This is a genomic window from Wolbachia endosymbiont of Pentalonia nigronervosa (assembly GCF_014534705.1).
GTDB lineage: Bacteria > Pseudomonadota > Alphaproteobacteria > Rickettsiales > Anaplasmataceae > Wolbachia.
Map to the genome: position 1 here is coordinate 1 of NZ_JACVWV010000032.1, position 13,325 is coordinate 13,325.

General features: G+C 32.4%; 9 protein-coding genes and 1 pseudogene. 6 read left to right on the forward strand and 4 right to left on the reverse strand.

What is annotated here, in order from left to right; all coding sequences use genetic code 11:
* The 4 genes and pseudogenes from IC220_RS04145 to IC220_RS04160 all read right to left on the reverse strand — a co-directional run.
* A pseudogene (locus IC220_RS04145) lies at positions 1 to 126 on the reverse strand (IS256 family transposase); the annotation flags it as partial.
* Positions 127 to 558: 432 nt separating this feature from the next.
* Positions 559 to 3,138, reverse strand: coding sequence for an ankyrin repeat domain-containing protein (locus IC220_RS04150; RefSeq protein WP_188153303.1), 2,580 nt, complete (start codon positions 3,136 to 3,138; stop codon positions 559 to 561).
* Positions 3,139 to 3,301: 163 nt separating this feature from the next.
* On the reverse strand, positions 3,302 to 3,823 hold the full coding sequence (locus IC220_RS04155; protein ID WP_188153304.1) for an RDD family protein: 522 nt from the start codon (positions 3,821 to 3,823) through the stop codon (positions 3,302 to 3,304).
* A gap of 300 nt (positions 3,824 to 4,123) precedes the next feature.
* Positions 4,124 to 4,660, reverse strand: a complete 537-nt coding sequence (locus IC220_RS04160) for an RDD family protein (protein ID WP_223158772.1) — start codon at positions 4,658 to 4,660, stop codon at positions 4,124 to 4,126.
* Between the two features lie 866 nt (positions 4,661 to 5,526).
* Here IC220_RS04160 and IC220_RS04165 point away from each other — a divergent pair.
* The 6 genes from IC220_RS04165 to IC220_RS04190 all read left to right on the forward strand — a co-directional run.
* Entirely contained in the window at positions 5,527 to 6,282 is a 756-nt protein-coding gene (locus IC220_RS04165; RefSeq protein ID WP_188153305.1) for an NTP transferase domain-containing protein, read from the forward strand.
* 126 nt (positions 6,283 to 6,408) lie between these two features.
* On the forward strand, positions 6,409 to 7,362 hold the full coding sequence (locus IC220_RS04170; protein ID WP_188153306.1) for an NAD-dependent epimerase/dehydratase family protein: 954 nt from the start codon (positions 6,409 to 6,411) through the stop codon (positions 7,360 to 7,362).
* Positions 7,319 to 9,637 (forward strand): glycosyltransferase, encoded by a 2,319-nt coding sequence (locus IC220_RS04175; RefSeq protein ID WP_188153307.1) that lies wholly within the window; start codon positions 7,319 to 7,321, stop codon positions 9,635 to 9,637. The genes IC220_RS04170 and IC220_RS04175 overlap by 44 nt, the downstream gene beginning before the upstream one ends.
* Complete coding sequence (locus IC220_RS04180) at positions 9,598 to 11,304, forward strand: WG repeat-containing protein (RefSeq protein ID WP_188153308.1); 1,707 nt, start codon at positions 9,598 to 9,600, stop codon at positions 11,302 to 11,304. Before IC220_RS04175 ends, IC220_RS04180 begins: the two co-directional genes overlap by 40 nt.
* 4 nt (positions 11,305 to 11,308) lie before the next feature.
* A complete protein-coding gene (locus IC220_RS04185; protein WP_188153309.1) occupies positions 11,309 to 12,298 on the forward strand; it encodes a phytanoyl-CoA dioxygenase family protein in 990 nt (329 codons plus the stop codon).
* Between the two features lie 87 nt (positions 12,299 to 12,385).
* Positions 12,386 to 13,325 (forward strand): ABC transporter transmembrane domain-containing protein (locus tag IC220_RS04190; RefSeq protein ID WP_255424133.1); only part of this gene is annotated, 940 nt, incomplete at its 3' end.

Sequence of the window (13,325 nt, forward strand, 5' to 3'; positions counted from 1 at the left end):
CAAAGGTGTCAGTGCTCCTTCTCTTCCGGTTAGTGGTTTACCTTCTCTTATAGATGACAGGATATTTGTCTCTAATTCTTGATAGTTTACTAATCCAACATAGTTGTTTGCTCTTTTTTCTTTCATTTGTTAAACCTCCATTTTTTATATCATTAATATATCATTTTTCGGTTTGACACAGTTTATTTAACACTCCCTATAGCAGATGATCCTGATATAATTGAATATTTAAACTACATCTTGGTTTCTAACTGAAACGTATAGCTGTTAAAAAAAGACTGCTGCCAGCTTTGCCATTGTACAGGAATCACAAGAACAGTTTTTAGGTAGCTTGACAGTGCTGTTTGCCAAATTTTCATTTTCTCCCCTAAGTTTTTTAGAATAAATCTTAAATAATTAAATTAGCCATTACAATCTTCCTTAACTTGACGCATATGGTCTTTGCAAAAAAAAACTCAAATGTTCCTGTACTAAAAGGATTAACTTTTTTCATCCTATGACCTCCCACACATCAAAACTATGTACCCTACAAATAAGCTTAGCATGAGAGGCACATTACTATTTATTTCCTTTCCAAACCTCAGTTTTGTTGCCACTAATTTCCACTTCATCCACATCAGTACTAGGGATACCCCATCCCTCTTCTTCACCTTTTCGTAAAGATGCCTCTAAAAACCTACTTGCATTATCTACATTACTTATAAGCTGCTCTCTTGGCGACAAAAGATTTTCATGAATTGAATGCTTATGTTGTGTTTTGTTAAACAAACCAGCTGTTAAAATACCTAATATTATTGTGTTGTTTACTACAGTAGCATTTACCTCTGGTGCAATTGTAGTAGTACTATTGTTGTATGTCTTAGAAGTAAGTAAAGCTGGCAATTCTGTAGATGGTAATAAACCCTTGACCCAATTAACAATACTATTACTTGTCCATGAATCATGGAACACATCACGACGGCTACGATGAGTATTTAATCCTTGTAGATATTTAATTACATCACGTGTGTTTGTTAAATCTAAAGGTGTTCTATTACCTTTATCTTTAGCATTAATATCAGCTCCTTTCTCTACAAGGTATTTAACTACATTTAAGTAACCACCCCAAGCAGCCATATGCAATGGAGTATACCAGCTTGTGTTCTCAGCATTTACATTAGCACCTTTCTCATCAACTAAGTATTTAACTACATCTAAGTGACCATTTTTAGCAGCAAAGTGTAAAGGAGTATCGCTATAATAGCCTTCCATAACATTAAAATCAGCACCTTTCTCATCAACTAAGTATTTAACTATATCTAAGTAACCATTTTGAACAGCCACGTATAATGAATAGTTAGTACCAAAATAAGCACCTTTTATATCAACTAAGTATTTAATTATATCCAAATGACCATTACAAACAGCAAAGTATACAGGAGCTTTCCCATGCCCATCTCTCACATTTATATCAGCACCTTTCTCATCAACCAAGTATTTAACTATATCTAAGTGACCACTTTGAGCAGCAAAGTGTAAAGGAGTCAAGCCATACCTGCGTTTAACATTAACATTAGCTCCTTTTTCCGTAAGATATCCTACTATATCTAAATGACCTTTTTCAGCGGCAAGATGTAAAGGAGTATCACCTAATACGTTCTGAACACTCACATTAGCACATTTATCTAATAAAAACCTTGCTATATTCACAAAACCTTTTTTAATAGTCAAATGAAGAATCGTGCTATTATCCCAGTCATCATCTCTAGTATTTACATCAGCACCCTTATTAATATACTCCTCAACTTTATCTAGATTAGATTGCTTTACAGCTTTAATTAATTCCAAGTTAAGCTGTTCTAGTGGCATTACTGTACTAGTTTGGCTACTTTGTGTAGTAGTTTCTTGTAACGTTTTATTATCACTTACTTCTCTAATTTGTGGCACTTCTATTGTAGTATTTTGTCTCTCTGTGACTCGCGGTGTTTCTGTTGTAATATTTTGTCTTACTGTAACTCGTGGCATTTCTGTTGTAATGTTAGGCTCTATCGTCACTTGCGGCATTGACGTTGTAATATTCTGTCCTTTTGTAATTCGTGGCATTTCTGTTGTAATATTTTGCCCCTCTATAACTTGTGGTGTTACCGTTGTGACTTGTTCTTCTCCTGTTCCAGAAAGGTCTGAAATAAACTCCAAAATCTCCTGTACAAAGTCTCTATGTTGTCCTTCTGTAACCTGTGACATTTCTGTTGTAATGTTTGGCCCTACTGTAATTTGTTGCTTTTTCGCTGTAATATTATGTCCTTCTGTGACTCGAGGCATTTTTGTTGTAATGTTTAGCCCTTCTGTAACTTGTGGCATTTCTGTTGTAATGTTCGGCTCTACTGTAACTTGCGGCATTGACGTTGTAATGTTTTGCCATTCTGCACCTTGTTGTTCTTCTTGTTTCTTAACTTCTTCAAAAAGCCTATTTAATATTTCAGAAAGTTTTGCTTTGGATTCAGGTGAAATGTCTGGAATAGCCTTTAAAATCTCCTGCACACAATCTCTACCTGTAACTTGTGGCATTTCCGTTGTAACATTTCGTCCTTCTGTAGCTTGTGGTATCACTGTTGTAATATTTTGCCCTACTGTGACTTGTGGTATTGCCGTTGTAACTTGCTCTTCACCTATTCTGGAAAGCTCCGCAACGACTTCAGGAGAAAGTCCTGAAAGCATCTCCAAAATCTCCCGTACAGAATCCCTATGTTGTCCTTCTATAACTTGTGGTCTTTCTGTAGCTTGTCCTTCGCCCGCTTCGCGATTAAAAATATCCTTAAGATCACTTAAAAACTCTACCTCATCCAAAGCACCCCTAAGTGAATCTATAGTCTTTTCCTTTCCACGTTTTGTACTGAAGTATCGTTTCATTACCTGTAAACCCTTTTGCCAATTACATGAAGTCGAGAATACCCTATATATAAACTTCCCTATATTAACTATATTTCGTTTTGAGCGATGAAGTTTTACTTCATCATTAACATTTATTGATCTGTTTATTTCTGTGTAATTAACTTTATTATTAAGATTATTTTGCTGTAACACACCAGATTGCAGTAGCTGAGTAACACTATCTTTTACAACTCTACCATTAGCAAACTGTTGCTTTTCTATAATCATTTCACCCCTCTTAAATATAACCAAAAACTACCCTCACTATAAAATAGTAAACAATTTATGTAAAAATCAAATATAGCTTAAGTGTAATATAGATATTTTCAGAGTCAATGATTTTCTTAGAGCGAATTTGATATGAATTAAAAATTCAACAGACCAAGAGATGTTAACTGGAAGATTTATAGTCTATCGCTACCACCTTTGCAATTTTATCATGAAAAAACTGCTTGCGTTTATCAAATATTGCAAATGTTATCAAAACCAAAAGGACTGCAAAACATATAGAAATATATCCTGTCGAGTAGGAAATTGTATCAACAATTTCTCTAAAAGTACATCTAATAACTACTTGCATTATAGTAGCACTTTTTAATGTTTTTGCATCTTTTATATGTATACCATACAACAACTGTCCTGGAGTACCGTTAAATCTTATTATCATTAATATTTCCAATATCACAAAGAACATGGTATAAATAGATAAGAATAGTAACTCTTTAGATTCAAAGAAATTAAAGGCCATTTCTATGCTATCACCTTTACTCAATTCATTGCTGTCAAATACCATAGCAAATATAGCTATCAGTACAAAAAACAGAGTTGGTGTAATTCCTAATATAATAATGTTGTCAATTACACCTGCTATAACGCGCCTAGTTATTCCTGCATAATTTACTTTAGTATCCATCTTTATATTTCATACGAATAATCATCTAATATACCACACTAACAATTAAATAACAGTATCTAAAATGTACAGTTCCAAAGTGTAATGGTATAGTTTCAGTATAAACAATTTATGTGAATACTAAACATAAACTTATATGTAATATAAATACTTTCAATATCAATAACGTCTGATAAATTCCATGTAGATAAAAATTTTGATTTTATTATAAAAAGTTACAATGCTTTATTAATAATGTATCAGCATAATGAAGCTAATATTAATCACAGTAAGAATAATCTACAACCAGAAAAAATTAGCTTAGAGGTATAGTATATGATCTATTACTACTGTTTTTGCAATTTTATCATAAAAAATCTGTTTGCTTTTATCAAACATTGCAGGTATTAAGGTTAATATTGGTAAAATTATAAACCATGCAGAAATATAGCAAGGTACAAATAAAAGTACCTTAAGAGTACTTCTTACCACTGTTTGCACTAAAGAAATATTTTCAAGTGTATTTACATCTTTTATATATATGCCACATAGCAATTTGCCTGGAGTCCAGCCAAGTTTTGTTATCATTAACACTTCTAATGCTATATATACTGCACTTTCTAACAATAGTTCTAAGTCTTTCAATATTTCATATCGCTCTGATATAAGAGTTGCATCGTCATCAGAAAAGACGTGATGAAAAATGTTGTCAAGAGATTCCCCTGATGATATGAACAAAATTAATACATAAAATAATAAATAAAGATATGAAAATATCAGTTGATCAACTGCATACGCTGCCACACGTTTATTAATTCCCGCATAATTTATTTTAACACTCATTTTTGTATCTAACATTTTTAATGCTAATATATCACATTAGCATTAAATAACAGTATCTCAAATGTACAGTTCCAAAATGTGAAGGTGTAAGTTTAGTATAAATAACTTGAGTGATTTTGCCCTGAAAAAACCTACTTATTTAGTGTAACAAAAAATTCAATTATTTACTTTCTCTAAATCGCAAAAAATGTCCTACCTTTTAGAGAAAAATAGCGAAAGATTAATATATTATGTAAAGAAAATGGGAATTTTGGGGAAAATAATTAGGTATGAAATATCGTATGTATATGGGTAAAAACAAGCTATTATTGGGGATTTTTGCCATACTAAAACTAACTTAGAGAGGAGTTTGCAACTACGGGTAAATGGGCCAAGCGAGACAAATAAAACTCTTTCTCGGAATCGCTATGCAAAATAGCCAAAATCCGCCATATTGGATTACTTTTTAGTAATTTTTGTTTACATGAAAGTATATACGTGCGTGAGAATAGAGAGTAAAAACTCTGTTACTTTTAACAAACTTAGTAAAGTAAATAAGTAGTTTTTTACTACTACTGAATTTTTCTTTAAAAATAAAAATAGGCATGAAAACACTTGTATTGTAAATTTTTCCATTATTATTTCATCAGCTTAATATAGTGAGTTTAGTATAATAGCAGTGTACCTATGTTAAAAACGCAGAACCCAACAGATTACTTGAAGAAAGAAGAATTTAAATCACAAAACAGCATATGGAGCAAATCAAATATCTTTTTAACAGCTAAAACACGTAATACCAATTTCCATTACTATTTTTTTTATTATAAGCTTTTTCTTTGTTATTGCTCCTTATAATGGAAATTGGTATTACTTAACTTACTATTGAATTAGTTTAGTTAGATATGGATAACACATTGATAATATTGGCAGCAGGAAAAAGTAGCAGAATGAATTCACAGTACTCGAAAACATTACACCAAGTAGGAAATTTTACTCTTTTAGAGCATATAATTTGTAATGCAAAACCGCTGAGTCTAAAAAACTTATCAATTGTCGTTAACAGGCCTTTTCTAAAAGATTTAGAGAGATTTGATACCTTAAAAGGTATAATAGATCAATACAATATAAAACTAATAATTCAAAAAGATATTACAGGCACTGGTGCTGCAGTTAAGATTGCTTTAGAAAATTTAAAACAGTTATCCAACCAAGACATAGTTTTAATACAGTATGGAGATACCCCATTTATATCCAGTGATACAGTTACGAGAATAACTAATTGTTTAAAGTATGGTAATAAAAATTTAGTTCTTCTCGGATTTAATAGTCAAGATAAGCAATATGGAAGATTAGTAATTGATGATAACGGAAATATTCAAAAAATCCTACAAAATGGAGATAAAAGGCTTCTTGCAAACTCTGGAATTATGGGTTCATACGCTAAAGATCTTTATACTCTAATAAAAGAAATAAAATTTAATAGTTTGACCAACGAATGTTGTCTCAATGACATAGTACCCATTGCAGTAAACAATAACTTAAGTGTAGGTTATGTAGTTGCTGATGAAAGGGAAGCAATGGGAGTAAATAGTAAAGAGGATTTGGTTAAAGCAGAACGTTATTTTCAAGCAAGAAGGCAACCAGCCCTTCTTTCATAACTATATTTTTTTTATTCACTAATTTAAGTTGACATTTACTTTATACTGGTTCTATAATGCTTTTTAAGTATTACTTGTAAGATAATAGATACGAAAAATTTTTCTAGTTGTAGCGAGAGAGTATACATGGCAATATTAATAACAGGTGCTGCAGGTTTGATAGGGTCAGCCTTAGTAGAAAAGTTAGAAAAGCAGGGCTATGAAGTAGTAAGCTGTGATATTAGGTTTTTCGACAATCCACTTAGTTTTTTTTCAGAAGACATAGTACCACTACTTGCCAAGTGTACAGGAATTATTCATCTGGCTGCAATTTCTAGAGTTATACATGGTGAACTTTATCCTGAACTGTGTAAAAAAATTAATGTTGATGGTACAATACAGTTTTTAGAGTTATGTAAGTCACTTCCAAATAAACCATGGTTTATATATGCAAGTAGTAGAGAAGTGTATGGAGAGCAAAAGGAACTGCCAGTTAATGAGTCCGCTAGTATCGATCCAATAAATAATTATGCAAAAGGCAAAGCGTTTGTTGAGAAGCAAATAGCAAGTTTAAAAGATTTTAATGTAGCAATATTACGCTTTTCAAACGTGTATGGTGGTTTGCTAGATCATAATAGTAGAGTAATTCCTGCGCTCTGTATTAATGCATTAAAAGGTGATCCTCTTAAAATAGAAGGTAAAGAATGTGTTTTTGATTTTACCTATTTGGATGATGTTATAGAGGGTATATGCTTAACTCTTAGATATTTACAAAGCGAAAGATCTTCTCTTCCTACTATTCACCTTACTACTAATAGCCCATGTGCTTTAGAAGATTTAGCAAAAACGATACTAAAAGTCACAGGAAGTGATTCTAGAATTGATTTCTATCCTCCAAGAAATTTTGATGTAACTAAGTTCTACGGTGACTTTACTAGAGCTAAGGAGTTACTTGGTTGGGTTCCGAATTATTCGCTGGAAGAAGGTCTTAAGCAGTTTATAAAAAATCTGCAAGATAATACGAAAAATTTTTCTAAGAATATAGATATGGTAATATATGAAAATATTAAAAGTTATTCATGGTTACCCTCCTTATTATAATGCTGGTTCGGAGGTTTACAGCCAAACTCTTGCCCATGAGCTAGCCAATAACAATGAGGTGCAGGTGTTTGCTAGGCAGGAAAATGTCTTTTTTCCTGACTTTCACTATAGTACAACGTTAGATCACGGCATCTTATTACATCTAATTAATGTTAAATATCGTAGTAGATTCACTAGCAAAAAAATAGATACAGTGTTTAAGAAGGTAGTAGATAATTTTCAGCCAGACCTCATTCATTTTGGCCACCTTAACCATCTGTCTTTAACTTTACCAGAAATTGCCTTTAAGGATAATATACCTACAGTTTTTACACTGCATGACTTTTGGTTGATGTGCCCACGAGGAAGATTTATTCAGCGCAATTCTGAGAGTTTATTACAGCTTTGTGATGGGCAAGAAGACAAGAAATGTGCGACTCAATGTTATAAGGGATATTTTACAGGGGATGAAGAATTTTTGAGTTCAGACTTAAATTACTGGACACAATGGATCTCAACTAGAATGAAATACTCAAAAAAAATAATAGACTATATAGATTACTTTATTGCTCCATCGAAGTTTTTGATGGATAAGTTTATTCAAGATTTTAGTATTCCGGTCAGTAAAATTTCTTATCTCGATTATGGTTTTAATCTAAATTATCTTAAGGGTAGAAGTAGAGTGCAAGAGAAAGAGTTCATTTTCGGTTATATCGGTACTCATACTTCCGAGAAGGGTGTAGATCTTTTACTGAAAGCTTTCTCTAATTTACCACCTAAAGCAAAACTTAGAATTTGGGGAGCAGCAAGAGAAGAAACTAAAGCTTTAAAAGTGATTGCTGATCAGTTTTCACCTGTTGTTAAAGGAAGAATAGAATGGATGGGAAGTTATAATAATGAGAATATAGTTACTGACGTATTTAATAAAGTTGATGCAATAGTCGTTCCTTCAATTTGGGGTGAAAATTCACCGTTAGTAATACATGAAGCACAGCAACTTAGAATACCAGTTGTAACAGCCGACTATGGTGGCATGGCAGAATATGTAAGAGATGGAATAAACGGACTATTATTTAAGCACAGAGATGCAAGTAGTTTATCGGAAAAAATGCAAGTCCTATCTACAGATCAGGAATTATATAGTAAACTTACCCAAAAAGGCTATCTTTATACTAAAAATGGAAATGTACATTCTATAAGTGAGCATACTGAGAAACTTAACAAGATTTACCGTAATGTTATTGAAAAGAAAGGCAAACTAGTGGCTGCAAAACCTGGTCCTTGGAGAATTACTTTTGATACTAACCCTGACTATTGTAATTTCTCCTGTATAATGTGCGAATGCTTTTCACCATACAGTAAAGTTAAAGATGAAAAGAAAACTAAAGGGATAAAGCCTAAAATACTATCGATAGAAACTATCAGAAAAGTAATTAAGGAAGCAACTGGTACACCTTTAAGGGAAATCATTCCTTCTACTATGGGTGAGCCTTTAATGTACAAAAAATTTGATGAAATAATCAATTTGTGCCATGAATTCAGTCTGAAGCTTAACCTAACAACTAATGGTTCTTTCCCTATTAAAGGAGCTAAAAAGTGGGCTGAACTATTGGTACCGATTCTATCTGATATTAAGATTTCCTGGAATGGAGCAACAAAAGAAACTCATGAGAAAATTATGAAAGGCTCGAAATGGGAAATAGTAACAGAAAATTTAAAAATTTTTCTTGAAGTTAGAGACAAGTATTTTAGTGATACAGGTAAGAGATGTACCATTACTTTGCAATTGACATTTTTAGAAAGTAATTTACATGAACTCTATGACATAGTTGAGATGGCCATAAAAAATGGCGTAGATAGAGTTAAAGGACATCATCTTTGGGCACACTTTACCGAAATTAAGGATCTATCTATGAGGAGAGATGTATCAGCAATCAGTAGATGGAATACGGAAGTGAGAAGGTTATATGAACTTAGGGACAGTATGCCATTGCCAAATGGTACAAAAATAAAATTAGAAAATTTTACGATTCTTTCTAAGGAAGGTATCAAAGATTTGGCTCCAGGTGGTCAGTGTCCATTTTTAGGCAAAGAAGCATGGATAAACAATGAAGGAAAGTTTAGTCCTTGCTGTGCTCCAGATGAACTCCGTAAAACATTAGGAGATTTTGGCAACGTTAATGAAGTTAAGCTCGAGGAAATATGGCAGAGTAGTGAGTATCTAAACTTACGAAAGAATTATTTACATTATGAATTATGCAAGACATGCAATATGAGAAAACCTTTGATAAACTAATCGAGGACAATCAATATCTTGAATCTATTAAAGTTTCATCATGTGAAAGGTTTCACGAATTACTAGGAAATCCTTTATATGAAAATAGGTTTATAAAAGTTGGCAAATTTCATGATCCTGGTCTTGCACCAGTTTATGATGAGACAGGTGCTTATCATATCGATACAAAGGGAAGAGCAGTTTATCACAATAGATTTCTAAAAACTTTTGGGTTCTACTGCAATAGAGCAGCTATAGAAGATCATACGGGATATTACCACATTGATCCATCTGGATGTAAAGCGTACAAACAGCTCTATCAGTGGGTTGGGAACTATCAGGAAGATATATGTGTAGTTAGAAGGCATGATAAATGTTTTCATATTAATTTAAATGGCAATAGGATTTATCAAGAAGAATATGATTATGTTGGGGATTTTAAAGATGGTATTGCGGTGGTTTATAAAGATGGCAAAGCGACACACATCGATAATCATGGCAAACTATTGCATAACAAGTGGTATAAGAAGCTTAACGTTTTCCACAAAGGATATTCTATAGCAGAAGATCATCATGGTTGGTTTCATATAGATGTCAACGGCAGTCCTGTCTACCAGCAAAGGTTTAAAATGGTTGACGCGTTTTATAATGATATGGCAAAAGTTGAAACTTTTGATGGTACACTAGGGCAGATCGATATTACCGGGAACATAAAATTTAGTATTTTTACTTTAGGTGAAGAATTTCAAGTAAATCAAGAATCTCAAGTACATAAGATTTCAGCAGAACTGTCAGCTTTTTGGAAAACTTATCTAACAAACGCTGCTATTGAACTTGATTTGCCAAGTATCTTACCAGCAACTACCAAAGTTCTATCTAAAAGGTTAAGCATTACAATTCCAAACCTGGAAAGGCTATTGAGAGCATTATGGGAAATAGAGTTTGTCGATTATAATAAGAAGCAGAACTTATGGCAGCTATCGTCAAAAGGTAAGTGCTTTAAGGAAATACCGTTTTTGTCTAAAGCAGCAGTAATGTGGGCAAGAGTTGCTGTCGAAAAGAATTGGTTAAGAATTACCGATGTATTAAGGCAGGAACAGATACCTTCATTTAAATCTTTTAAGGAGAAAGAAACATCAGAAAATAAGCAGATAGCATTTTACCAGGCATTGCTAGGATATTCTGTATTTGATACTAAAGAGTTTAATTCCATGGTTAATATAGATGGTGCTAAGAATATATTACTATTTGGTGTACACTCTTTATCTCTTGCTTATATATACAACAAAGGTTCTATAGGTTTATATTATTATGATGAACATAAAGTACCCGGACCGGTAATAGAAGATTTGAAAGTCAAGCCCATAGTTCAAGAAAAATTATCAGCTATAGATTATGAACTGGGCATCTTTTATCGTTTCTTGCAGCATTATGATGATGATAAAGTGATATCTTATTTAAGGTTGGTTAAAGATAAAGGAATACCACGTGTTTTATTAATAGAAACTATTTTAGACTACCATTCTTCAGCAGGAGGTTCTGTAGATATTAATATAATGGTTGAAACAGGAGGTAAGCTAAGAACATTAAGTGATTGGGAAAAAATATTAAAACAAGTAAAGGGATTCAAGGTTTTTGATGTTATTCCTTTAACAGATTATTTATCAGCTATTGATCTCAGGTATTAATCATATGAAAATACTGCAAAAAAGTGGTTTCTTTCTTATCAAAAATCTTATCCCTTTAGAATTAATCGCCAAGGCTTTAAATGATATAATAAGTGTTATATCAAAATTATCCCAAGAATTAGGTATTTCAACTGCTGATTATTTAAGCTGTACTGGAAGATGGGGGACATCATCTCAGGTGACTCAAATTGTGTCTCAAGTATTAGATGAAATTATCAAAAGTTATCTTGAACAATCACTTCAGTGTCAAATACTGAAAAAGAAATCAAATGTTATATGTAAAACTGCTGATTTAATAGATGCAGTTCCCTTTCACCAGGACATCTCTTATAGTTTTAATGATCCTTACCATTTTTCCATTTGGTTAGCTTTGAATAATGTCAGTGAAACTTCAGGTGCACTGCAAATTATAGAAAACAGCCACAAATGGGAAATAAAGCCTTTGGTCGATTTTTGGTATCCATATTTTTTTGATCAATATTCAGATAATCGAGAAAATTATAAAATTAAGTCACTACCTATTTCAGCAGGAGATGCAATAGTTTTTGACTCACGATTATGGCATGGTAGCGATAAGAACATAGATGCTAAAGATAGATTTGCTTATGTAACAAGGTGGATTATAAAAGATCAAAATCTTCCCTGTGTGCCAAAACCTCAGCATTCGATTTTTGGTATACTAAATTGTGGTGAGCTGACAGAATCTATGCTGAGAGAATGCTTGTCATTATTTGGTTACAATAAAGGTATAAAAGCGGAAAACACGGAAGAACTTATTAAGAACTGGTTAGCTTTTCTTACAGATGCAACTATAAGCATTCCTGAAATTAACACTGCTGAAGCTAAGCGAGATTTATATAAGCTACTTATTCTGAATCAAGCGTCAACACTACACGATGCTGGAGATATCTCCGGAAAAATATACAAAAATTTATGGTTTTCACTACTTGTATTTCTCAATAAAAAAGTTAATATAGTGGAGTTGGCATTATAAATGAATCAAAGTAGATTTAATAGCTTCAAATGTGTATTTATGTTCATTTTGAATATAGTATCTAAATTCAAGCTTAATATACTTATAATGTCTCTAATTGCCCTAGTGGTAGCTATTGATTTATCTTTTAGAAAGTATTTAGTAAAAAATATTTTAGATACAGCTGTAAAATATCAGGAAGGTAATATAATTGAAAATCTTTTATTACCTGTAAGCGCTTACCTTTGTATGGCATTACTTATCACTACTGCTTTTAGATTCTATGGCTATTTTGTTGACATTCGCATGTTTACCTCAATGCGTCAAAAAATAGCTGATATGTCTTTTTGTAGACTACTTCAACAGGACCATTCCTATTATCAGAACAATTTATCTGGAAGTTTAGTACATAGGATTAGTAACTTAATGGATAGTGTGATAGAGTTAATAAGGTTACTCATAGATTGTTTCTTTAGTTATAGTATAGCATTAATCTTAGCTATTTACACCTTATCACTAGTGAATATGAAGTTTGCAATCGCTACATTCAGTTGGGTAAGCATTTTTGTTTTAGTCTCGATTTTTAGCTTTCGTGTACTTACTGGGTTAGCTGATAGTCATTCTAAACAAAGTTCACGAGTAATAGCTAGTATAGCGGATAGTATTTTAAATGTTATATCAGTAAGGTTGTTTTCTCAGCAAGCACATGAGAAACGCAAATTTTTTCAAATATGCAAGAAAAGAACTATTGCAGAGAGAAAATTACAATGGGCATACTTTTGGCTTTGGTTTATATATGGCTATTCGTTCGACATACTACAAGCAGTTAGCTTGTATTTTTTAATCCATGATTATCAATTAAATAAGGTTGCAATAGGAGATATAGCTCTTGTACTTGGAATTAATATATCCATTGTCGAGTTTCTTAACCACTTAACTAGAAATCTTACCCAATTTTCTGCTCACCTTGGCAAAGTTTTAGATGCATTACCAATCTTAACTACTGTACCTGAAATTCAAGACAAGAAAAGTGCTAAGGAATTAAATT